This window comes from Streptomyces sp. NPDC002870, assembly GCF_042888505.1.
In the GTDB taxonomy this organism is placed as follows: domain Bacteria; phylum Actinomycetota; class Actinomycetes; order Streptomycetales; family Streptomycetaceae; genus Streptomyces.
In genome coordinates, this window is sequence record NZ_JBIAPW010000010.1 from 107739 (window position 1) to 129831 (window position 22093).

Below are 22093 nucleotides of genomic sequence, written 5' to 3' on the forward strand. Positions count from 1 at the left end.
CAAGCTGTGAGCGATATCGATCGCAGCACCAAAGCGGGAGGAACACCATGCGGAACCAGCTCGGCACCGCCACGCAGAACCGGGCGCTCACAGGCATCGAAGTCTGCGCCGGCGCCGGAGGTCAGGCCCTGGGTCTAGAGCGTGCCGGTTTCGAACACATCGCACTTGTCGAAGTGGATGCAGACGCCGCGAACACCCTGCGCATAAACCGTCCGCACTGGAACGTTCTCCACACGGATGCCCGGAATCTCCTCGCTCACGATCTCCGCCCTGCCGACCAGGGCATCGATCTGCTCGCTGCGGGCGTCCCTTGCCCGCCGTTCTCGCTCGCAGGCAAACAACTCGGCGCAGACGACGAGCGAGACCTGTTCCCCGTCATGCTGGCGCTGGCCGCCAGGCTCCGGCCGCATGCCGTCGTGATCGAAAACGTCAAAGGGATCCTGCAGAAGAAATTCGACAGCTACCGCACGGCTATTCTGCGCCAGTTAGAGGATCTCGGCTACGCCACCAGCTGGCGCCTGCTGCGCGCCTGTGACTTCGGGGTGCCTCAACTCCGGCCACGCTCGGTCCTCGTTGCCATGCGGCCGGCCTCATTCACTCGCTTCAAGTGGCCAGAGCCGACGTCCTGCCCAGATACCGCGCCTTCAGTGGGCAGCGTCCTCTTCGAGTCCATGGCTTCGCGAGGCTGGGAACAGGCCCGCGAGTGGGCGGACTCCGCGAGCCGCATCGCGCCCACTCTCTGCGGTGGCTCCCGAAAGCACGGCGGTCCCGACCTTGGCCCTTCCCGCGCCCGGCAGGCCTGGGCCGAACTCGGCGTCAACGGATCCAGTGTCGCCGACGCTCTGCCCCTGCCCGGAGCACTGCTGCCGGTAAAGCTCACCGTGGCCCAGATAGCGCTGCTTCAGGGCTTCCCTCCCGACTGGGCATTCACCGGCCGCAAGACTTCGGCTTTTCGGCAGGTGGGAAACGCGTTCCCACCGCCGGTTGCAGAGGCCGTTGGCCGCAGCGTTGCCAGCGCACTGACTCAGACCAGTACCCCGGAGGTCTGCATCCCCCACACCGGGTGGCTCGGAAGCGAACTATCCGGCAGGAGCGTCCAGCCAGCATCCATTGAGAGTCCCGGCGTGATGGCCTGAGCCGGAACGGAAAGCCGCGCAGATTCCCAGCTGCCGTTCCTGGTCCGGTCTCCCGGGACAGCCGCGTGAAGCCACCGTCGGCTGACGGTGGCCACGTTCAATGCGCTGCCGTCAGCGCCAACGAGGACGGCAGCCATGCTCCACTCGGCATCCGCCAGCATGACCTCGTACTCGTGACGCGTGAGATGGACCAGCAGCCTGGTCGGGTCGGTCGTGGACTTGACCTCCAGATGCGCGAATTCTGAGCCGGACAGGGCTGCCTCGATGTCGTATCCGTACGCGTCCGAGAGTGCTGCCACATGTCTGACCCGCAATAACCCACCCCGGAAGAGCAGTCCGAGGAGCGCCTGCTCGCCGGCTGCCCCGACCTTTCTTCTCGCTTCCTCAGCAGCACGGCTCCACACGACGTGAGGAATGGCAGAGGGCGCCCCCGTGCCCCGCAGCTCAGTCTCGCTGATTGCCACGACTGGACGGCCGGCCGCTGTCACCATGCCCGTCTTCCTCAGCCAGGCAAGGCCCTCTGCGTACTGGGACGGCGTGAGGTCCGCATAGCGGGGGTGGTGGGTGAAGAGCACCTGTGTCCGGGGAACACCCGCCACGCGGAGCTGTGCCAGCCAGCGCAGCGCCGCACGGCGGGTGGCCTCACTGGGCATCGACGGCATCGACGTGCCTCAGCAGCGCGCGAACATCAGCCATATCCATGCCAGCCGCAACGGCGGGCTCATCCTCAAGGTCAGCCAGCTGCTGGACGGATGGGTCGTCCAGAATTCGTCCCATGAATTCCAGCTTCGCTTCGAGCCGCATTGCCACCACCTCGTCAATAGTCCCCTCGACCGCGAGGACCGTGACCCGAGTCTCCGTACCGGGCGCAAGGCCCAACCGGTGAATTCGGTCCAGGCTCTGGAGAAAGCGACCCGCCATGAAGTCACGGTCCACGTAGACCGCGTCATGGCACACGTGGTGCAGGCTGATGCCCTCGCCAAGGGTCGCCGGGTTAGACAGCAGCACCTGGCAGTCGGGGTCTTCGCGGAAGCGGCGGATCTGCTCCTCGCGGTCGGGTGTACCGCCGTGCACCACAGCAGGCTGATACGCCGCGAACATATTCTCCATCGTGGTGATGCTACGTACGAAGGTCGTCCAGACCAGGGTCTTGCGGCCCATCGCGGCGTTCTCCGCGACGATCTTCAGCGTTTCCTTGTACTTCGGGGAGAGCTCGTGCCGTGGCAAGTTCCGCATCAGCGAATACAGCGATTCGTCCTCGGGGACTTCGAGCGGCGGCACTTGGTACGTCAGGGGCTCATAGCGGCTTCCTCCCTCAACGAGCAGCGCCGGACTCGTGGCCGCCATGAGCAGGCGTAGCATCGCCTTGCCGAGGGCATCGAAGTCAGCGCGCGAAGCCTCAGCCCGGGCAGTAAAACGCCCTACGAGGGCGTCGTACACCTCGCGGTGCAGATCGGGCATCTTCAGGCGCCTGATGCGGGTCTCGAACGGTGGAAGTCCCAGCTCTTTCTTGGTCGTCCGGGTGAACAGGGGACGGAGCACTGAGCTGGCGTACGCAAGATCGCCTCCTGCGACGGCCTGAGTCACCACCCGGCGGCCGTGCCCCGGCCACACGAACGAAAGCAGGTTCTCCAAGTCCCGTGCCCCGTTCGGTGCCGGCGTTCCAGTCAGGATGAGACGACGGCGACTGAGCGGCCCGAGGGCCATGCAGGCACTTCCGTAGGTCCCCAGCGCCCCGAGCTTCATGCGGTGTGCCTCGTCGAGGATCACCATAGAGGGCATGACACGAAGCCAAGAGGCAAGCGTGGCAAGTGACTTGTCCAGCCTCTCGTAGTTCACGATCAGGATCTCTGCCCTGGGGTCGGGGCTCTTCCCCATGACGGCGGTGATAGGAGGCCTCTCGAAACACTGCCTGCTTTCGAACAGCCAAGACTCATAAGCGGACTTAGGGCTCACAACGAGCAGCCGCCGGACCTCCTTGCGCTCCCGCATAGCCGCGTATACCGCGAGACCGACGCGGGTCTTCCCAGAGCCAGGGACGCTGAAGTTGGCGCCGTGCTGCAATGACAACAGCCGTCCGATGTCGCGCCGTTGGAATTCAGTGAGATCCGCGCACCATTCGGATCCCAGCGCCGCTTCCACCCGGCTACCGTCCCAGGCAGGCGAGCCGCCAGGTTCCTGGAGCCGCTGCTCGGCCAAGTCGGCGTCGTCAAGAACTCCCCCGACCAGCGCAGCTAGTTCGTCCTCCCACGCAACGGAATCCGGGTGCGGCCAGTCAGCGAGGACGTCGATGCCCACCAGGAAGTCATCGAGGGTCAGCTCCATAGCAAGGGGGCCGCGCTGGCCACCCGCGGGAAAGCGGGCAGCCAGCCTGGTCAGCTCACGGCGGTACTGCTCACCCACCCGCAGCACAGCCTTGGTCCGCGATACGTCGAAGCCGATCCGCAGGGACGGTTCTGCCGTCTCGGTCACGCCTCCTCCTGACGCACGGCATCCAGCAGCCACGCGACACCGTCACCGGGCACTTCGATGCTCTGGGCAGCCGCCAGAGCGAGCTTGCGCATGCTGGCCTTCAGCTTGAGCACCGCCTCGTCGAGAGCCTCCTCATCAAGGCTGCGCGATGCCTGGGCCAGCGCCATGTCGGTGATGCACTGCTCAATGTCCATGCAAGCATCGTTGAGCCGGTCGGGTGCCGCCTGCTTGCGCTTGCGCACCCGGGCATCCTTGCCAGCCGGCTCCAGGGCGTCCTCTACAGTCCGGTGCGCCTGAGTGAACACAGCGGCGGCCTTCTCAGCCTCGGCTGCCGGGACCTTGTCGCCTGCGCGAATAACGGCCTTAGCCCGAAGGAGAGTGTCCGTGAAGGCCCGGGCGGCGGCTACTTGGGGCACCTCGGCCCTCACGGGCCGGTTGATCCCGGGAATCCTGCGCTCTGCGGGAGCGGTGGCAGCGGGAGCAGCTTTGAGTTCCTCCGGCAGCCTGTGCTCCAGATACCGCGTCCGGAAGTCGGCTTCGATGAGGCGCACGTCGGTCTTGGAGAAATCCATCACGATAGCCGCCAGGCGGTTTTCCTTGAGCAGTTCGGCCTTCTCCTTGTTTGCCTTGGACTCCTTGCCGTAGGCGCGGTGCACTTCGCGGAGCTTCTCCTGGGCGTCCTCGAAGTCCAGCAGGCGCAGTTCCGCCTCGGCGGTGATGGACCTGTCCCTCAGGTCACGGAGACAGGCCAGGACCCAGAGATCCTGTTCCGCAGTCTCCTTCCGAATGCGGAAATCCCTCGCAACGTCACGTAGGGGCCGGCCGGCCCCTACCTGCTCATCGATGGTTAGCAGGCGGTTGATGTACGAGTACGGGCGGCGGGTGTCATGCCTCAACTGCAGGGAGAGCTCGACTTTGTTGACGTCAGCCCAAGTGCAGGACTCCGGCAGCACACCCACCCGGATGTTCGGGACACCAAGCTCGCGCAGTGCTGCCGCACGGGTGTTGCCGTTGACGAGTACGCCGTCACGCGTGATCAACCCGGCCTCGTTCTGATTGAAGTCCTTGAGGCTCGTCTTGAGCTCCTCAAAGTCCTTGTCACGCTTGGCCGGATCAGAGGGCTCGGCCTGGAGCAGGTACTGCAGGTAGTCCTGGCTCTCCTCACTCCAGGGGTCCTCATCCAGCAGCCGGTCGCGGACCGGGTCAAAGCTGCGCTGAGCACGGATGCGGTGCGTACCAGGGTTGTAGTAGAGCGACTCGACCGGCACGTCGATGACCTGTACTACCAGCGGCTTCGTGCGCCACTCAACTGTCAGGGTTTCTTGGAGCCCCGTACCCGCAGCCGCCTCCAGGAGGCGCTGCTCCACCAGATCCTGGTTCTCAACGGCGAGCGGCGGCCGACCGAAGTCTCCGAGATCCTTGCTCACGGTGTTTGTTCCCTTCCAATTGCAGCGGCGTAGCGGTGTGTGCGATGGGGTCGCCGATGCTGGCAGCCCCCACCGTTCCTTGCGGATGCGACTCAGGCGGGCGGCAATCCAAGGTCCTCGCGGACCTGGTCCCTGGCCTCCGCCGGCAACGTACGGAAGTCGGCCCAGAGGCGCTCTACCGCGCCGAACTCCCGCTCGTCCGCGGCAACCCACTCGGTGAGCATCTTCCGCTCCAGCCCTCCGAGCTTGGCAATGCCCGCAAGTACGGCCTCAAGGTCGGCGTCCAGTCCACGGCCGCCGACACGACAGCGATTGCACTCCGCTACGAGTTCCAACTTGCTGCTGCCGCCAGGCTGCTTCACCTGGCGCCGGGCGATGTCGATCTGCGCCGATTCAAACGAGCCGGCGTAGACCTGTCCAGGAGCGATCCCGCAAGACCTGCAGCGGTTGCCGTCCTTGGCCAGCACCTTCCGCCGCTGGGTATCAGTGATCGCAGTACTGGTCTTAGTGGCCTTCCCCGGCTCCCAGACCGGCTGACCCTGCGCGACGAACCGCTGCTCGTGCTGCCCCAGTGACGCGTCTTCCCTGTGCGTGTCGATCTGCCATCCGTAGTCACGCAAGTCACGCACCCGGCGATCGGCCTGACTGATCCCTGGAAACGCCGTCTTGACGTCCTCCTTCGTGAAGACGTTGCCCTCCCCCACCACCGACACCAGCCACAGTGCGGCGCGCTTCATGGTGCCGAACTGCCCATCTGTCCAAGACGGCAGAGCCATCACAGGTTCCCCTAACGTCAGGTACACGGAAGCCCGTATTGGAGCTGGGTGACCCCCCAACCAGCTGCCGCTACGAACAACCTCCACTCTTCAGCCGTGACGACCCGATACGCCAGCCTCAGCACGATTTCGAGGGGGAACGGAAAACATCCGTCGCTCCCTCAGAGTGCGTGCTGTGCAGCAGAATTGGGGCTCACTCGCCTCCCCCTCCAGAGGAACGGAAGCTCTCGTGACGCCCTATCCAAGGAAGTGGAAAGAGCTGCCAAGCGGCATCTCCGCCGCCCACCAGGCGCTGGTGGCAGCCATGCGTCAACTCAGGGAGTGCAGTCCGCGTACCCAGCACGAGATAGCCCGTGACGCGCACCTTGCGGCAACCACTCTCTCGAACCACCTCAACGCTGGCCGCATCCCGGAGGAACACCTCCTTCGGGACTTTTACAAGGTTGTAGAGAAGGATGCTGCCGCCTCCCCGGGCCTCCAACTGCCGCATGCCCTTGATCCCTTACAGGAGATGCGCCTCGACGCGCTCAAGAAGCACTGCCACTGCTGTCGTATCGGCTACCCGCCCACACCCGGGGAGGTCGGTGAGCCGGCCTCTCGTACTGTCCAGAGTCGGCACGGTCGGCGGCGACTCCGCCTCCGTCGGCATGCCCGTCGGCTCGAGAATCAAGTGCTGGCGGCACAGATGAGGGTGCCGGTCCCCCTGCAGGCGGGGGACCGGCACCCTGCAGAGGCTGCCGAAGTCGCCTGGACGGAACTCGGGGTAGTAACTCGCTACCTCGCCGAGGGCAGGAAGCGCGACGCGGACCTCATGCTCTGGAGGGCTGGAATGTCATTCTCCGCGGGCGATGTCCTGAATGTCGTCTCCTCCTGCCGTTCTGCAGGCCTAGAGGAGGCCGCGGAGACCGTACTCGTCAATGCTGGTGAACGAGCCGACAAACAGGCCGTCCTGGACATCACAGCAGCATTGCACCGGGCCGGCCGGCATGAAGATGCCGCCCTCATCCTGGCCGCCGCCACCCGTGGCACTGGCTGAGCACTGGAGCCGCACAGCATCACGCCGCCTGCGCTTCGGCCTCGTAGTGCATTAGCGCTCGGTCCAGGAGTTCGTCTGGGTCGCCGCCTTGAGCGGCGACCCAGTGCAGGAGGTCGGCAATGAGGTCCGTGGCCGCATCCTCGAGGATCACCAGGTTTCGGACCTGGCGCATTCCCACAGGGCCGGCCTCACCCCGGTAGTGCTCCAGCGCCGCGACCGCACGGCGCAGTTGGCGAAGGCGCGGAACAGAGCCGAGCGCGATCTCACACCACACGCCCTTGCCGGCCGCCGTGACAGCGGTGCCCCATTCCGCTGCCAGGGCTTCCAGCAGATGCAGGCCTCGGCCGCATTCGCCTTCGCAGTCCGGATCCCTCAACGTCGGCACCGCACTGCTCTTGTCATGGAGCTCTACGCGAAGCCTTGCCTCGCTGGGCTCCATGACGAGGGTTGCCGCCGCACCTGCACCTACATGCTTGATGACGTTCGCCGCGAGCTCCGTGACCGCAAGTTGCACCTCGTCTTCAAGCGCTTGGAATCCCCAGTGAGCGAGCTGCTCTCGCACGGCTGTTCTGAGTACGTGGAGTTCAGCTGGTTCCGCCACAAAGGGCAGAACAAAGCGAAGCCGAGATCGAGTATTAGCGACTTCGTTGCCGCACATGGCCACTCCCCTCCGCGCCACAGCAGCCCTGCGCCCACCGCGTCCGTACGGCTGCACTGCGTAGCGATGCACGTGGAGTATTGCATCGAGAAGTCTCACCATGAAACTTCTCACAGAAATCTATCGAGTGAACCTGGTGGTTCCTCAACTTCAGGTCTGCATAGCCTTGCTGGCGGCCACAGGGCTGGCCAGTACGAAACGGAAGGTCTCTGCCATGTCCGCGAGGGCCACAACCCGACGCCGTCAGCTCGGCGTGACGATGCGCAAGCTGCGCGCCCGGAAGGGCATGACCTTGGAGGAAGCCGGCCGTCTCGTTGGGGTCTCGAAGGCCACTGTCAGCCGGTACGAGACACAAGAAGGGCCAGTGAAGTGGCCCATCGTGGACGCGCTCTGCCGTGAGTACGACGCGAGCGAAGCCGAACGTAAGGCGGTTGTCGCACTCGCCAAGGACGCGAAGCAGCAGGGGTGGTGGAGCTCGTTCGCCGACTCCATCCCGGAGACGATGAACCTCCTGCTCACCCTCGAAGACGAGGCGGTACGCGAGGATCACTTCAACTGCCTCTACGTACCCGGGCTCTTGCAGACCCGCAGGTACACGGAGGCCGTGCAACATGCCTCCGAGATGCGGTTGCTGCCCGAAGAGATCGAGCGCCTCGTTGACATCCGGATGAAGCGCCAGGAGATCCTCAGTCGGACCAAGCCCTTGCACCTCTGGGCCATCCTCGACGAGTCGGTTATCCGCCGCATGGTCGGTTCGCGCGACGTCATGAGGGAGCAGCTCAGCCATCTGCTCCAGGCCAACGAGTCCCCGGACATCACGCTCCAGGTGCTGCCGTTCTCCAAGGGTGCCCACTCGGCAGCGATGGGCAGCTTCGTGATCCTCGGGGGCGCGGAGCCCAGCCTGGATGTCGTCTACGTGGACATCCACCTCGGCTCTCTCTTCATGGAGAAGGCCGAGGAACTGGACCGATACCGGCTTGCGTTCGACTACCTCCGCGCACAAGCGTTGGACATGGCTGCCTCATCAGCCATGATCGAGCGAGTCCATGAGGAGATGTGATGCAGAGCAACACCCCTGAGATACCGGCCGAGGCTTGGTTCAAGTCCTCGTACAGCGGGGCTAACACCAGCGAGTGTGTCGAGGCGGCAGCGATTGTGAACGGCGCTGGAGTACGGGACAGCAAGAATCCTCTGGGGCCCCGGCTCGCATTCAGCACCAACACCTGGGCCAGCTTTTTGGACGCGCTGCGGGGCGACCGTCTTGCCTGATGGGACACTTGATGCACCGGCATGACATTCAACCGGCTGAATGGTTCAAGTCCTCGTATAGCGGGGGAAGCGGCACGGAGTGTGTCGAGGTCGCCGCGTCCGCCGCTGACGTCGCCGTGCGGGACTCCAAGGTGCCGCACGGTGCGCGACTCGACCTCCGACCGTCCGCCTGGGGGGAATTCGCGGGCGCCCTGCGCGAGGGACGCCTCAGCAGGCCCGACCTCGTCATCGCGTGGCGGCCGACGCGGCCTGCACGGGCCGGCCCTCCCTTCACCGGCCGTTTCTGTCGTGATCGCTGGCTGGAGCCTTTCCACCCTGTGCTGTGTAAGCGTGATGTCATAGCCAGTCCGTAACGCCCCAGTCGCGCTGGGGAGAACGGGCCGCCTTGGGCCCGGATTCGGATCGGGCTGCGGGGTCCGGTCACCGGTCGACACCTCAGGCCGGGCGGGGGACGATGGAAGCGACGGACTGTTTCCGGCCCCCCGGCCGCCCGCCGACGCAAGCTCACGGCCCAACCGAAGAGTGCGGGGCCCCGAGGGAGGCTCACACCGCGGGCGTGCGCCCGTGCCTTCCGTTACTGCTTTTCCCTTGACTCCCTTCGGGAGGAAGAATGATGCACCGACGTGTACGTCTCTCCATGCTCACCCCCCTTGTGGCCGGCGCGCTCATCGCCGCCCCGGCCGCCTTCGCCTGGGGCCCGTCGGCCGCCGCGGCCCCCGCCGCCACCTGCTCCATCTCCGGTGTCCTGCCCAACGGAAAGGTGCACCTCTCCGGTGGCGGCTTCAAGCCGGGGCCCGCGTTCGTGTCCTCGCCGACCGCCGCGGGCGGGTCATTCACCATCAGTGACAACGGCGGGTTTCAGATGCTGAACGTGGAGAACGCCAAGTACACCGTGTCGCAGGGCAACGAGCGCACCGAGTGCAGCGGATTCAAGGGGACGGACTAGAACAACGAGGAGAACCAGGCCGTTGCTTTCGGATCACCTCCCGGCCCAGATGAGGATGGCTGCGAGGTGGAGTCCGACCCGGTAGACGGTCGCGGTCCAAAGGCCTCTTGGGGGCTGCCTGAGCCGCGGACGACGGGGAGATGGGCAGGAGCTGACCTGTCCCTACTTCCTGTTAGCGGATCTCGTACTGGTCGTGCGGGATGGCTCGGTCCCATACCGCCTCGAAGGAAGCCACGCACTGCTTGACGATGCCGGGCTCGATACGCAGTTCGAGGGGCGGTGACGCCCAATCTCCTTGGCCGGTGAAGTGGTTGAACAGCACCTGCGCCCCATCGAAGATCCACAGGTCGCAGCCAGGAAGCAGCAGATCGCCTGCCCGCCGGCGCGTCAGCCAACGCACCTGCTCTCCAGCATACGCGTTGACGTGAGTCCCGGCGTGCTCGTATCGGATGTAGTCGGTGACCGGCTCGGACACGATGCGCGCCCGTCGCACGGCGACACCGCGACCCTTCGCCCGGGAGATCAGGTCGACCCAGGGTGCCCAGTAGGCGGAGCCGGGGTCGCCGTCTCGCCGCCCGGTCTCTTGCCACTGGGTGAAGTCGTCGGCCTCGTCGCCGACTCCGTACACGTCACGCATTTCCAAGTGGACAGCGGAGTTCTTCACCGCTTCCAGCAGGTCGTTAAAGCGCAGCTCGTTCTGCGGCATCGCAGGCCTCCCTCAGCATGGGTACCAGGCGGGCGGGGATACGGATCACCGACTCATGAGCGGGAATCCCTTTGTCGTGTCCCGGCCCGGTGTTGCTGACGCACCGGTCTCGTGTCATAACTCGACCTCCGACCGGCCGCCTGGGGGAGTTCGTGGACGCCCGCCCGCGAGGGACGCCCACCTAGGCGTGTCCGGGTTCAGTTGAGGGCGTCGATTGCTTTCACGATCAGCGCCCGTGCCGCCTGCCCGTACACCGCCATGGCGCGCAGCTCCTCGAACGCCTTCAGGTACAGGGCGATCTCACTCGGCTGCGTGATGTCCACCTGCGCCGACAACAGCTCCACCGACACGAGGGTGTCGTCGTACATGTTGAACGTCTCCTGCGGCCAGAGCCGACGCCGCGGGGTGGCCATCGGGATCACACCGAGCGACACCCTCGGCAGAGCGCCCGCCGTGAGGAGGAAATCCAGCTGCGCGGCCATCGCGTCCCCGTCGCCGAGCTGGTGGTGCAGAGCGGCTTCCTCGACGAGAAGGACGAACCGGTGTCCCTGCTCGTGGATGACACGGGAGCGCTCGACCCTGGAAGCCGCCGCCTCGGCGCCGTCGTTGGGGATCTCGCGGAAGTCGGCGATGGAGCTCAGCAACGCGGCTGCGTAGCCCTCGGTCTGCAGGAGGCCGGGCACCAGCGTCGACGAGTAGATGCGGAACAGTTGGGTGTGGTGAAAGAACTCCACCCAGCTGCCCTGGAGTTGCTTCAGCCCGCTGCCCACCTGGTGGCGCCACTCGCTATACATCGACTCTGTGTTGGGGGACTTGGCGATGAGGTCGCTCGCCTGGTCGGCGTCCCCGCACGCTCGGCACCACAGGTGGATGTCCTTGGCTGAGGGTGCGGTGCGGGCATTCTCGATGCGGGACGTCTTCGCGAGCTGCCAGCCACATCGGTCGGCCAGCTCAGAAACCGTCAGCCCTGACGCCTCGCGTAAGTCGCGCAACCTTCGGGCGACCGATTCGCGGACGGATTGCGCGGATGACGACGGGGAAAAGGTCACGGGTAAGCCGTTCCTTCCTGCTAGTGGATCTCGTATTGGTCGTGTGGGATCGCGCGCGACCACACGGCCTCAAAGGCCTCGGCACACAGTTTCGCGGTCGTAGGGGCTCCGCTGATCTCCGCGCCCATGGACGACCCGTCGCCGGCGAAGTGGTTCCAGCGCACGAACTGTTCGTCGAAGAGCCAGAAGTCATTGCCTGGAAGGGCGATGTCCGACGCATGGCGGCGCGGCAACCACCGCACCTGTTCCCCGGCCGCCACGTTGGTGAAGGTGCCCGAGTGTTCGTAGCGGATGTACTCACTCACCGGCTCGGACACAATGCGGGCGCGCCGCACGACGAGACCGCGCGACACCGTCCGGGACATCAGGTCGAGCCACGGCCGCCACCAGGACGCCCCGGTCGGCCGGATCGTGGCGAAACCCGTTCTTCCAGGCCGCGTACGGACCCTTCTCGTAGTCGACGGCATAGGAGTCACGCATCTCCAAGTGCACGGCGGAACGCGTGCAGCGGTGGATCATTTCATCGAATGACGGAGCGCTCGATGGCATCGCTTGCCTCTCTGATCACTTGCACCGTCCTGGTCGGGATCCCGATCACTGCCTCGTGGCCGCTTCGAGTTTGGAGGCTCGGCTTCCAGCCCTGGGGCTCCGCGGCTCGCACAGGTCCGTGTTCGCTGCCTCGTATGCCTGTCATGTCAGGGCCTCGATGGCTTTCACTATCAGTGCTCGCGCCTCCGCCCCGTACACAGCCTGCTGGTGCAGCGCCGAGAACGCCTTCAGGTACTGGACAACCTCGTCCGGTGCGGTGATCTTCACGGACGCCGACAACGGCTCATGGTGTACCCGCTCGTCGTCGAAGACTGTGAACGTCTCGATGGGCCACATGGATCGCTCTGCACCGGCCGGGATGACGCCCAGCGACACGGACGGGAGATCCATCACCGACAGTAGTGAGCCGAGTTGGCCAGCCATCATTCCGGCATCTCCGATGCGGTAGCGCAGGACGGTTTCCTCCATGACGATCGCGAAGCGCCGATTCCCTTCCCGGACGAGACGGGAGCGATCCATACGGGCGCTGACGGCTTCGGCCACATCGTCCGGGAGACCGCGGAAGGTGGCGATGGCCCGCAGCAGGACCGTGGCGTAGCCGGGCGTCTGCAGGAAGCCGGGCACCACGTTGGAGCAGTAGACCTTGAAGTGTTTGGTCCGCTTGTACAGCGGAAGGCTTGCCTGCTGGAGCCGCTTGAGCCCGGTGCGCTGAAGCCGCCTCCACTGGACGTACATGTAGTCGGCCTGCCGGTTCGCCGCAATGAGGTCGGGTGCCTGCCTGTCGGCTCCGCAAGCGAGGCACCACAACCTGATGTCCGCATCGGACGGTGGCGTCTTGGCGCTCTCGATGCGCGACGACTTCGACTCGTGCCATCCGCACCGAGCAGCCAGCTCCCGCTTGGTGATGCCCGCGTCCAGCCGTACCTCCCGCAGCCGCTCGGCAAGCGCGGCGCGTGCGGATTGCACGCTGGACGATGCGGACTCGGTCACGTGTCTACGGGCTATCAGATCCGGTACTGATCGTGCGGGGTTGCGCGATCCCAGACGGTTTCGAACGCGGCGGCACAGAGCTTCAGTATGGCCGGGGCATCAGTGAGTTCGTCTTCCACCACGGCGCCGTTGCCGTCGAAGTGGTGGACCCGAAGAAGGGCGCCGTCGAAGAGCCAGAAGTCATTCCCAGGAAGGGCAATGTCTGTGGCCAGCCGACGTGGCAGCCAGCGCACTTGCTCGCCTGCGGTGACGTTGGCAGTCGTGACGTAGTGCTCCCACTGGATGTATTCGCTCACAGGCTCGGAGACGATACGAGCCCGGCGGATGACGACGCCGCGGGCGACCGCGTCTGCGATCGTCTGGTCGTAGGGATGCCACCACGTCGCCCGGTCCTTCCAGTCGATGCGGTCTCCGCGCCGCCAGGCTTCGAAGCGCTCGTTGTCGGCGTAACTGTCGCGCATTTCAAGGTGCGCGGCGGACGTGTGACAGCTTGCCAGCAGCTCAGCGAAGCTCGGGATTTCCCCGCTCGATCGCATCGCACGCCTTCCTGATCATCGGCACCATGCGCGCCGGAATCCTGATGATGGCCTCAGTCTCCGGCACGGATCCGTTCGCCGGGCTGGCCGCCTCGCATTCGGCAACTGTTCCGGCGTCAGGCTTCCAGCCCTGGAAAAGCAACTCCTGCTTTTCTTTATCGGTCCACACTGTCGGGCAGTGATCGCGGTCCGTATCTGGATCGATGCCGATGAACCGTAACGCCATGTCGACCTCCAACGCCTGGTTACATGCTCGGACTTGCATCACTTTCAGGCTATCGCCGCAACCCGTCAAGGTGGCGAACCGGCCAAGTGCAGGTCAGATCCATTGCCGTGCAAGTTGGTGCAGGTTTATGGCGGACGCAAGGGCGCGATTCCTACCGTCGGCATCGGAGCTGATCGCCGACGAGGGGCCAGGCCGTGATGACGATCAAGGTGTACCGGGTGGACGCCGCGACCTGCCGACGGCGGGAGGTCTGGAGGCTGACGGTCCCGACGGGCGACCCCGAGCGGCTCCCGGACCCCCTCGCCTTCCCGCCATGCTCCTGCCCCCGCTGCAGGATCGTCCGGTGACCGCGTCCACGGCCGATGCGCGCGTGCTGCCCGCGGCCGGAGACCTCAGCTGGGAGCAGTACGCGGGACGTGCCGGCGTCTGGTGCGATCAGCCCCTCGCGACCGGCGCGCGCAGCGTCGGAGTATCGCGCGGCCGGCTCGGCGCCCACGTCCTCGACATCGAGGTGTTCGCGGGCGTGTGTTGCCCGTAACCACCAACCAATGAGCCCCGCCTCGGCCGACGACTCCGGCCAGGAAACCCCGGCCGAGGCGGTGACGGGCCCTTTAGGGCCCCGACGTGCACGACGGCGTGAGGGAACGCCTCGCGCCGAGGACACATCAAGGAGCGTTGCATGACTGCTCTCGCGACAGAACAGACCACCGGCCGCCGACTCCTCGACCCCGAACTCTTCGAACGGCTCGTCACCTTCCTCGAGTTCGAAGAGGACCTGGACCGGCCCCAGGCCGAACGCGTGATGGACCAGGCCCTCGCCTTCATCGACATGGCCGGGCACCGCACGGACGTACCGCTGTCCCCGTCACGGAAGGTCGACCCGGGCTGGCACGCCTTCATGCTGCACAGCCGCGAGTACGCCGACTTCTGCCACCGCCGGTTCGGCACGTTCCTGCATCACAACCCGCTGGGGGGCCGGCGCCTGCGCGACGGCATCGCCATCAAGCGCACCGTCCAAGCCATCGAAGAGATGGGCTACGCCGTCGACCACGAACTGTGGGGCACCGCCGCGGAGTGCAACCCGCCGGCCTGCTGCGGCGACGGCGACGGCTGCTGACCCCTTTTCGATTCCCCGCGCGGCCCGTCTCCCCCAGCGGGCCGCGCACCCTCGCGCGCAGAACGGAAACCCGCCCATGCCCGCCCTGCTCTCCGCCCGCAGCCGCCTCACCGTCTTCCCGCTGGAGGGCCTGACCGTCGCCTACACCACACAGTCGAGCGACTCCCGCAGCCTCGGCGACATCGCCGTCGTCGGCGTCACCGACCCGGGCACCGCCACCGGCGACCACCTGTGGCGACTGGCCGCGAGCATGTACAACAACCCGCCCACCAGCCAGACACAAGCCCGGTGGATCCTCACCCAATGCACCCGGGCCCGCACCGTCAAAGCACCCACCTACCGCGACCTGCCAGACGCCAAGTGGACCGGCGACCTGAACCGCGAGTTCCACCTCGAGGGCCTCTTCGCCAATCACGCCATCCTGCGCACGGGTCGTCTCACCATTCGCGTGACGGCTTGAGCAATCCGCCGGCCCGGTCTGTCTACGGCCCTCGTCGGGGACAGGCCGGGGCCACCCCACCTCCTCAGCAGTGGCGAGCCCGAAACCTGTTTGGCAGGCGCCCTAGATGAATGAGTCCGATGTTTGTGCTGGCCGCGACCATGGTGAAGGGCGCCCGTTGGCCTGTGTGCCTACCGGTCTGGACGCCCTTCTGGCGGCACCGTACGCGTGGGGCAAGCACGCTGCCCTTCATGCCTGACCGGCGTCCGCTTCGGTCGCCTTGACGGCTACGGCGGAGCCCTGTGTCAGGGCGCCGGCGCGGGCGGCGGCGAGCGTGATCCGCACGGCCTGGTCGGCGGTGCCCTCCTCGATCGGATCAGCGCTGACCAGCAACCGGAAGTAGATCGGTGCAGCCAGCGTTTTGAGCAGCTCGACCGGATCGGTCTCCGCCGGGAGTTCGCCTCGCTCGATGGCGCGGGTGATCACGGGCTCGGCACGCCGGAACCGGTCGGCGAAGACCCGCCGCCGCGCCTCGGCGATCTCCGGCAGCCGACCTGCGTCGGAGTACATCGCGGTCTGCACCGCCCTGCCCACCGGGCCTGTCATGCTTTGCGCGAGCGCCCGCGCGAGCGCCCGCAGGTCGGTCTCGATGGCTCCGGTGTCCGGGGTTGGGATGTCGGTGGCGAAGTGCTCGGCAAGCGCGTCCACGACCAGGCTCGCGCGATCCTTCCAGCGCCGGTAGACCGTCGTTTTGTGCACCCCGGCCCGCTGGGCCACGCCCTCGACGGTCAGCTCGGCATATCCCCGGTCCAGCAACTCGGCGAGGGTAGCCGCGCGCACCGCCGCCTGCGCCTTGCGACCGCGCCCGACCGGGCGGGCAGGACCGGAGGACCCCAACTCCATTGCAACTCCTAGTTGCGCTAGTGGTCGATCGCGTGTCAGGCTCCAGCCTATCGCAACTAGAAGTTGCACTGAGGCGGGTCCTGTCCAGCTGCGTACCGGACGCCTCAACCGATGAGCTGAGAAGGAAAGCCATGCCCAGCGCTTCCCGCACTTGGACCCTCGACTCCATCCCCGACCAATCCAGCCGCCTGGTAGTGGTGACCGGAGCCAACAGCGGCATCGGCCAGGTCACAGCAGAGGCGCTCGCTCGCCGGGGCGCCCACGTCGTGCTGGCCTGCCGCAGTCCCCAACGGGGGCAGGCCGCCCTGGATCGGCTGCTCGCCCAGGCACCCGGCGCCCACGCAGAGGTGCGCCTCCTCGACCTGGCCGATCTTGCCTCCATACGCGTCTTCGCCGACGGCTGGGACCATGACCGGCTCGATCTGCTGGTCAACAACGCCGGCGTGGCGATGGTGCCGTTTGCCCGGACCGCCGATGGCTTCGAGTCGCAGTTCGGGATCAACCACCTCGGTACCTTCGCCCTGACCGGGCTAATGCTGCCCCATCTGCTCGCCTCCCCCGATCCGCGGGTGGTCACCGTCAGCAGCGAAGGCCAGCGATTCGCCCGCTTCGACCCGGACAACCTCAACGCTGAACGCCGCTATCGCACCGTGTTCGCCTACCTGCAGTCCAAGCGCGCCAATCTCTACTTCGCCACCGAACTGCAACGCCGCGCCGACGCCGCCGGGCTGAGGCTGCGCAGCGTGGCTGTCGCCCCCGGACTCACCCGCACCAACGTTCTCACCGGCGGTGCCAACGGCAACCGCGGTCGACTCTATGGAGCGTTGACCCGGCTGCTGGTCCGCGTCGCCTTCCGCCCAACCCCCGAAGGCGCCAAGACCTCCCTGTACGCCGCGACCGTCCCGGACCTGCCGGGCGGAGCGTATGTCGTGCCCGACGGGCCGCTGCAGCTACGCGGCGAGCCCGTCCTGCGCAACCGGGAGCCCGCCATCCGTGACACCACCACCGCCCGCCGGCTGTGGGAGCAGTCCGAGAAGCTCACCGGCGTTCCCTTCCGGCTATCCGACGATGCCACATGCACCGCCTACCCAAGAGTCCTGGATGAGTGAGCCCGACGCTCTCAGTGGTCATAACCGCGCGGCCCGCGCATCGCTCTCCGAGCCCCCGTCTGGGGTGACTTCATGACCGCCCTGCGCCAAGGGCGGCTCAGGTAGGCACCCCCAGGCAGACCGACGGTGGTGGGTGCGCCGCGCCCGTGGTCAGGGCCGTGCGTACTGCCGTGGTGATGTCGCTCGGGCTGTCCCGGAGTTGGCGTCCTCCGCTTCGAGGACACCGGGGAACTGTTGCCCGCGGGCAGGTCGTCCACCCGAATCGTCTCTCAATGGCGGAACCGGAGGCGGCGCGATGAGCACGCCGGCTGGCACACTCGACCGTGAATACGTACATCACGGTCCGTCGCTTGGAAGCAGGCGACTCGGCGACTGTGCCGCATCACTCGCTTAGCGAGCTGTCGAGATACGCCTGCACCGGATCGAAGAGGCCGTATGGCACGTACTCGGGAATCTCAGCGAGCCTGCTCCGCGCTGTCGTCGGGCACCCAGCGCAGCACGTCGCCGGGCTGACAGCCGAGTGTGCGGCAGATCGCGTCAAGCGTCGTGAACCGCACCGCCTTCGCACGACCGTTCTTCAGTACGGCGATGTTGGCGGGCGTGATGCCGACGGCATCGGCGAACTCACCAACCGACAGGTTGCGTTTGGCGAGTTGGAGGTCGAGGTCGACGATGATCGCCATCAGACCACCTCGGCGATCTCGGTCTGCAGATCCGTCGCCTTGTTCAAGAGGCTTCGCATGATGACCATGAGCATTGCGAACGATGCCCCCACGCCGACGCTCGCGGTCGCGGCGGCCAGCGCGCCAATGGCATCCATGCCGTCGTCGGGAGAGGGGACGTCGGCCAAGGCCAGATGCACGGTGACCCCGAGCGCCAGCAGCGTCGCCGTGATCGAGGACCCGATGATGGTGTCGACCCATCGGAAGGCCCGTGACGTGAAGATCGCATCGCGTTGAACCATGGTGAGCAGCACCCACATGGCGACGAGCGCCACTTGGACGCAGGCGACACCCACGATCGCCACCGTCATGTAAGGCGCGGCGAACGGGGCGTAAGGAGGGAAACGGTCGACCTCATCGGCTGCCGCCGTCGGGATGACCACGATCTGACCGAAGAGACCGACCAAGATCGCTGCGGCGATGCCGGCCCGGAGTGCGGCGATGAAGAAGCTATGCATGTATCGATTATCGATTGATTTCGATCGATAATCAACAGGCGGCTGCCGAACCCCGCCCGGCGGTCCGGGGGTTGAGACTGGCAGGCGCACATGTTGCGGTGTCGCGTATTCATCCGCAAGGTTCGCCTTGCGATCGCGGTGAGTAACGGTCGACCACCGATAGGTGCGGATGATCTTCCCGGAGCGGCGGCCGGCTGACCGCCGCCCTTCCCGGCTGTGCGGCGTGGGCTGCGAAGCCGGGAAGGGCGGTGACTGCTCCGAGAACAGCTTGATCAGCCGCTCAGCAACGGCGAGAGAAGCGCCAGCGAAGACTCCACGGACGGCCTGCCCGGCGAGTTGCAGGGCGGTGCTGGTCCTGGCCTCGCTGCTCGGCGGGCGCGTACCGTTGGCCATCTGGGTCCGACTCGGCGGGTCCCCTCGTTCTCGAAGCCCGCCGAACGGTAAGCGGAAGGCTTCCGAGGTTCGGCAACGACCTCCTACACGAACCGGCAGGTGGCCGTCGAGGGTGCCGATGCGGTCACATCACTGATCACGACGCGGTGGTCCTCGTTGCGGGTGTTACGCAGATAGCAGGCCCGTGAGTTGATGCCCTGGTGCAGCAGGTAGTCGAACTTCTTGCCCGAGCCTTCCTGGGTGCCGTTGCACCACTGATGCTGGTTCTTGCCGCAGTAGGGGTCAACGTCCCGGTAGGCCGGACGCTCTTCCCACATCGGACCCATGGCACTGTCCCAGGGCTGGGTGTTGAAGTCACCGCCCAGCAGTGTGCGCCGGTAGGGACGCGCCGCAGCGATCAGATCATTTATTTGCTCGGGCCGAGTCGCAGCGCCCCCAGCACTGTTCAGGTGTGTGTTGAAGACCTGCACGGTGCGCCCTGCAAGCTTGGTCGTGAACTTGCTGTAACCCCGCTTCTCGCCGTCATCCTTGCTGTACCGGACGGTCTTGTAGTTGCTGAGAGGTGTTCCCTTGGCGACGAGAACGGCCTGGCCGTTGTCTCCCCCGCACAACCAGTGATAGTTGGCCGTTCCAGGCTTGTACTGGTAGTGCAGGCCGTAAGTTTCCAGCTGCCACACGGCCTGCCTGACCTCGCCCAGGCACGATTCCTGAAGCAGCACGATCTGGGGCCTGAACTTGCGGATCTGATCCCTCAGCAAGCCCGGTCCGCTGAGAAGGTCTTGTCCGTGGGAGTTCCAGGTCATGACCCGGTCCTTGATTACCGCAGCCTTGGCGGCCGGTTCGGGGGCAGCCTTAGCGCCCGCTCCGGTGCCTTGGGCATAGGCGGGGGTCATCAGTCCTGCCGTCATCAGCAGTGCCAGTGCGCTCTTTGCGGCCAGAGCGCTACGCCTTGAACTCTTCACCTTGTTTCCCCCTGTGAGTGGTGGTGGTTGAGCTGCCCACGGGCCCTTGGAAATCTGATCTGCGGCGGCGGGCGGCCGGTGACGGAAGCGTGCTGCGGCTGTCGTGTACGGCGCAACAGGTTCAGGCGTCCGGGACATCGTGCAGCCCGTCCGTGCTGGTCATTGGCGTGTCCGGGACGTGTCCGGGACGCCTTTGGAACCTGTCCGGGAGGCTTGTGCGCAACCGCGGGTCCCTGAATTACCGTATTTCCGAGGCCAACGTCCCTGGCAGGACCGCTTGATATGGTCCTGGGCCCGCTTCCAGGACGGGTGTCGCCTATTCGCATCGGATGCAATTGGCGTCGGTAGGAACATCGGAACGAAAACCGGCGCTAAGGATCTGTCGGCCCTGGTGGGCGGCTGACGGGACGTCTGCCGCGGGGGCGGTCTGAGGTCTTCCCGCAGACAATGGCCGCCGAAGGCTAGTGTTCGGGTTCGGCGAGTGACCCACGAGGAGCTAAGACATGATCGGTCGTCCGAGCGCGCGCTGACGTCGTAGGCCGTGATCGGCCTGTCATCGCGTGCTGCCCTTGATGTTGCGGCATAGCGAGCCTTCCCCTGCCTGAGCCATCGGTGCGCCCGTTGTGCGCCGGGTGACGGGCCTCGTTGTCGGCAATCCAAGGGATCCCCGTGCCGTCCGCTTCCTCCGCTGTATCCGATTCCGGTCGACCTGTCCCTTCAAGTCTGTGGCGGGACGGCGACTTCCGCAGACTCTGGGTGGGTCAGACCGCCTCCCAACTCGGCGAACATGCAGGTCTGTTGGTGTTGCCGCTCTTCGCCGTCCTGACGCTCAACGCCGGTGCCGGCCAGTTGGGCGTCCTGCGCGCGGTGGGGCAGGCGCCGATCCTGTTGCTCTCGCTCTTCGTCGGCGCGTGGGTAGACGGGTGGCGGTCCCGCACGGTGATGGTGCTGACGGACATCGGCCGGACCCTGGCACTGGGCGCCGCCGCCGTGGCCGGCCTCCTCGGTTGGCTCGGCCTGCCTGCGCTGTTCGTGGTCGCCTTTGCCGTCGGGGCCCTGTCGGTGTTCTTCGACGTGGCATACCAGGCGTCTCTCGTACGGCTGGTGAAACGCGATCAGTTGGTGCGGGGCAACAGCGCGCTCGAGGGCAGCCGGTCCGCGGCGCAGATCGGCGGTCCTGCCCTCGGCGGTGCGTTGGTGTCACTGCTGTCGGCGCCGATCGCTGTCGCCTTCAGCGCGCTGTTCTTCGCGCTGTCGTTCCTGTCGATCCGACGGATCCGTCACCGCGAATCGATCTCGGAGCGCTCCGAACGTCCCCCTCGCATATGGCGGCGCATTCATGAGGGCCTCCGTTTTGTCGTCAGCGATACCTCGCTGCGGACCGTGTGCCTCGCCTCGGCGGCCTTCCAGTTCTCCTTCGCGGCCATGATGACCGTCTATCTGCTCTTCCTGCCGCGGGAACTGCACCTGTCGGGCACCGCCGTCGGGCTGTCGCTTGCGGCGACGGGGCCCGGCGCGCTCCTGGGCTCGGTGCTGGCCGCCCGCCTGCCGAGCCGGTTCGGTTATGGTGCGGTGCTCGTGTCCGCGGCGGCACTCGGCGACGGCGCGTTCCTGTGTGTGCCCGCGCTGCACGGCTCCTCTGCGGTGACGGTTCCCGCGCTCCTTGCGGTCAGTTTCGTGTTCGGGACCGGCGGCCAGTTGGTGAATGTCACCGTCATGGCTGTCCGGCAGGCCGTCACTCCGGACGGGATGCAGGGCCGCGCGGCCGCGACGATCACATTTGTCGGCATGGGGCTGACCCCACTCGGAGCGCTACTCGGCGGATTTCTCGCGGAGGAGTGGGGGTTGCGCACCAGCCTCCTGGTGACGGCCGCAGGCATGATGCTGTCCCCAGTACTGATGGCCCTATCCCCGCTCGCACGCCTGGGACGGGCGCTTCCGGCCCTCGCAGGACGCGCCGCTGACCCACGATCTCCCTGATTCCCACGAGACCGACCGCCGTGACACCGGTGCGGTCGGCGCGCCCTGCGTCAGTCCAGTGGACGGGCGTCACTCGGGTTCGCTGGCCCGGCCTCCAACGCCTCGACGGCTTGAACAATCCGCCGGCCCCCGCCTGTCTGCGTCCCCCCTCGCGCGGACAGGCCGGGGCTACCCCACGTCCACAGCAGTGGCGAGTCCAAAACCTGTTGGGCAGCGATGACGTGGTGACGTCCG

Annotated in this window: 24 protein-coding genes and 1 pseudogene; 11 read left to right on the top strand and 14 right to left on the bottom strand. The window is 66.3% G+C overall.

Features of this window, described 5'->3' with window-relative positions; genetic code table 11:
* Window positions 1-47: 47 nt before the first annotated feature.
* Complete coding sequence (locus ACFYWY_RS15200) at window positions 48-1136, top strand: DNA cytosine methyltransferase (protein ID WP_389185416.1); 1089 nt, start codon at window positions 48-50, stop codon at window positions 1134-1136.
* A 642-nt stretch (window positions 1137-1778) separates the two neighbouring features.
* Here ACFYWY_RS15200 and ACFYWY_RS15205 read toward each other — a convergent pair.
* From ACFYWY_RS15205 to ACFYWY_RS15215, 3 genes are all read right to left on the bottom strand, one after another.
* Entirely contained in the window at window positions 1779-3608 is a 1830-nt protein-coding gene (locus ACFYWY_RS15205; protein WP_389185419.1) for a DEAD/DEAH box helicase, read from the bottom strand.
* Complete coding sequence (locus ACFYWY_RS15210; protein ID WP_389185422.1) at window positions 3605-5035, bottom strand: transcriptional regulator; 1431 nt, start codon at window positions 5033-5035, stop codon at window positions 3605-3607. The genes ACFYWY_RS15205 and ACFYWY_RS15210 overlap by 4 nt, the downstream gene beginning before the upstream one ends.
* Window positions 5036-5127: 92 nt before the next feature.
* The gene (locus ACFYWY_RS15215) at window positions 5128-5811 is read right to left on the bottom strand and encodes an HNH endonuclease (protein WP_389185772.1); all 684 of its coding nucleotides are present in this window, start codon (window positions 5809-5811) and stop codon (window positions 5128-5130) included.
* Between the two features lie 229 nt (window positions 5812-6040).
* Between ACFYWY_RS15215 and ACFYWY_RS15220 the strand changes: the two genes are divergently transcribed.
* Window positions 6041-6847: a hypothetical protein gene (locus ACFYWY_RS15220; protein WP_389185425.1), complete on the top strand. Its 807-nt coding sequence runs from the start codon at window positions 6041-6043 to the stop codon at window positions 6845-6847.
* A gap of 19 nt (window positions 6848-6866) precedes the next feature.
* Here the strand turns inward: ACFYWY_RS15220 and ACFYWY_RS15225 are convergent, their stop codons facing one another.
* Window positions 6867-7505: an ATP-binding protein gene (locus ACFYWY_RS15225; protein WP_389185428.1), complete on the bottom strand. Its 639-nt coding sequence runs from the start codon at window positions 7503-7505 to the stop codon at window positions 6867-6869.
* Between the two features lie 214 nt (window positions 7506-7719).
* Here ACFYWY_RS15225 and ACFYWY_RS15230 point away from each other — a divergent pair, with 214 nt between their 5' ends.
* The 4 genes from ACFYWY_RS15230 to ACFYWY_RS15245 all read left to right on the top strand — a co-directional run bounded on the left by ACFYWY_RS15230 (window position 7720) and on the right by ACFYWY_RS15245 (window position 9720).
* Window positions 7720-8565, top strand: a complete 846-nt coding sequence (locus tag ACFYWY_RS15230; RefSeq protein ID WP_389185431.1) for a helix-turn-helix domain-containing protein — start codon at window positions 7720-7722, stop codon at window positions 8563-8565.
* Window positions 8565-8774, top strand: coding sequence for a DUF397 domain-containing protein (locus ACFYWY_RS15235; protein WP_389185434.1), 210 nt, complete (start codon window positions 8565-8567; stop codon window positions 8772-8774). Before ACFYWY_RS15230 ends, ACFYWY_RS15235 begins: the two co-directional genes overlap by 1 nt.
* Window positions 8775-8785: 11 nt before the next feature.
* Window positions 8786-9127: a DUF397 domain-containing protein gene (locus tag ACFYWY_RS15240; protein WP_389185437.1), complete on the top strand. Its 342-nt coding sequence runs from the start codon at window positions 8786-8788 to the stop codon at window positions 9125-9127.
* A gap of 257 nt (window positions 9128-9384) precedes the next feature.
* Window positions 9385-9720: a hypothetical protein gene (locus ACFYWY_RS15245; RefSeq protein WP_389185440.1), complete on the top strand. Its 336-nt coding sequence runs from the start codon at window positions 9385-9387 to the stop codon at window positions 9718-9720.
* 172 nt (window positions 9721-9892) lie between these two features.
* Here the strand turns inward: ACFYWY_RS15245 and ACFYWY_RS15250 are convergent, their stop codons facing one another.
* The 6 genes and pseudogenes from ACFYWY_RS15250 to ACFYWY_RS15275 all read right to left on the bottom strand — a co-directional run bounded on the left by ACFYWY_RS15250 (window position 9893) and on the right by ACFYWY_RS15275 (window position 13776).
* Window positions 9893-10426, bottom strand: a complete 534-nt coding sequence (locus tag ACFYWY_RS15250) for a DUF6879 family protein (protein ID WP_389185443.1) — start codon at window positions 10424-10426, stop codon at window positions 9893-9895.
* 197 nt (window positions 10427-10623) lie between these two features.
* Entirely contained in the window at window positions 10624-11475 is an 852-nt protein-coding gene (locus tag ACFYWY_RS15255) for a helix-turn-helix domain-containing protein (RefSeq protein ID WP_389185446.1), read from the bottom strand.
* A 20-nt stretch (window positions 11476-11495) separates the two neighbouring features.
* Window positions 11496-12024: pseudogene (locus tag ACFYWY_RS15260) on the bottom strand (DUF6879 family protein).
* Between the two features lie 141 nt (window positions 12025-12165).
* Window positions 12166-13014, bottom strand: a complete 849-nt coding sequence (locus ACFYWY_RS15265) for a helix-turn-helix domain-containing protein (RefSeq protein WP_389185449.1) — start codon at window positions 13012-13014, stop codon at window positions 12166-12168.
* Between the two features lie 14 nt (window positions 13015-13028).
* Window positions 13029-13550, bottom strand: a complete 522-nt coding sequence (locus ACFYWY_RS15270; RefSeq protein WP_389185452.1) for a DUF6879 family protein — start codon at window positions 13548-13550, stop codon at window positions 13029-13031.
* Window positions 13516-13776, bottom strand: coding sequence for a hypothetical protein (locus ACFYWY_RS15275; RefSeq protein ID WP_307665948.1), 261 nt, complete (start codon window positions 13774-13776; stop codon window positions 13516-13518). Before ACFYWY_RS15275 ends, ACFYWY_RS15270 begins: the two co-directional genes overlap by 35 nt.
* A gap of 343 nt (window positions 13777-14119) precedes the next feature.
* Between ACFYWY_RS15275 and ACFYWY_RS15280 the strand changes: the two genes are divergently transcribed.
* The 3 genes from ACFYWY_RS15280 to ACFYWY_RS15290 all read left to right on the top strand — a co-directional run bounded on the left by ACFYWY_RS15280 (window position 14120) and on the right by ACFYWY_RS15290 (window position 15353).
* Window positions 14120-14314, top strand: coding sequence for a hypothetical protein (locus ACFYWY_RS15280; RefSeq protein WP_389185455.1), 195 nt, complete (start codon window positions 14120-14122; stop codon window positions 14312-14314).
* 141 nt (window positions 14315-14455) lie between these two features.
* A complete protein-coding gene (locus ACFYWY_RS15285) occupies window positions 14456-14893 on the top strand; it encodes a glycine-rich domain-containing protein (RefSeq protein ID WP_389185458.1) in 438 nt (145 codons plus the stop codon).
* Window positions 14894-14969: 76 nt separating this feature from the next.
* Complete coding sequence (locus ACFYWY_RS15290) at window positions 14970-15353, top strand: hypothetical protein (RefSeq protein ID WP_389185461.1); 384 nt, start codon at window positions 14970-14972, stop codon at window positions 15351-15353.
* A 228-nt stretch (window positions 15354-15581) separates the two neighbouring features.
* On the opposite strand, the gene ACFYWY_RS15295 is transcribed toward ACFYWY_RS15290, so the two are convergent.
* Entirely contained in the window at window positions 15582-16235 is a 654-nt protein-coding gene (locus ACFYWY_RS15295; RefSeq protein ID WP_381193875.1) for a TetR/AcrR family transcriptional regulator, read from the bottom strand.
* A gap of 131 nt (window positions 16236-16366) precedes the next feature.
* Between ACFYWY_RS15295 and ACFYWY_RS15300 the strand changes: the two genes are divergently transcribed.
* Window positions 16367-17344: an oxidoreductase gene (locus tag ACFYWY_RS15300; RefSeq protein WP_389185464.1), complete on the top strand. Its 978-nt coding sequence runs from the start codon at window positions 16367-16369 to the stop codon at window positions 17342-17344.
* Window positions 17345-17799: 455 nt separating this feature from the next.
* On the opposite strand, the gene ACFYWY_RS15305 is transcribed toward ACFYWY_RS15300, so the two are convergent.
* The 3 genes from ACFYWY_RS15305 to ACFYWY_RS15315 form a co-directional block, all read right to left on the bottom strand.
* Window positions 17800-18027, bottom strand: coding sequence for a helix-turn-helix domain-containing protein (locus tag ACFYWY_RS15305; RefSeq protein ID WP_389185467.1), 228 nt, complete (start codon window positions 18025-18027; stop codon window positions 17800-17802).
* Entirely contained in the window at window positions 18027-18917 is an 891-nt protein-coding gene (locus tag ACFYWY_RS15310; RefSeq protein WP_389185470.1) for a DUF2975 domain-containing protein, read from the bottom strand. The genes ACFYWY_RS15305 and ACFYWY_RS15310 overlap by 1 nt, the downstream gene beginning before the upstream one ends.
* 83 nt (window positions 18918-19000) lie before the next feature.
* Window positions 19001-19825 carry an endonuclease/exonuclease/phosphatase family protein gene (locus ACFYWY_RS15315; RefSeq protein ID WP_389185472.1) on the bottom strand — a complete coding sequence of 275 codons (825 nt, stop codon included), beginning with the start codon at window positions 19823-19825 and terminating at the stop codon, window positions 19001-19003.
* 723 nt (window positions 19826-20548) lie between these two features.
* On the opposite strand from ACFYWY_RS15315, the gene ACFYWY_RS15320 reads away from it, so the two are divergent.
* Window positions 20549-21859, top strand: a complete 1311-nt coding sequence (locus ACFYWY_RS15320) for an MFS transporter (RefSeq protein WP_389185475.1) — start codon at window positions 20549-20551, stop codon at window positions 21857-21859.
* Window positions 21860-22093: the final 234 nt, after the last annotated feature.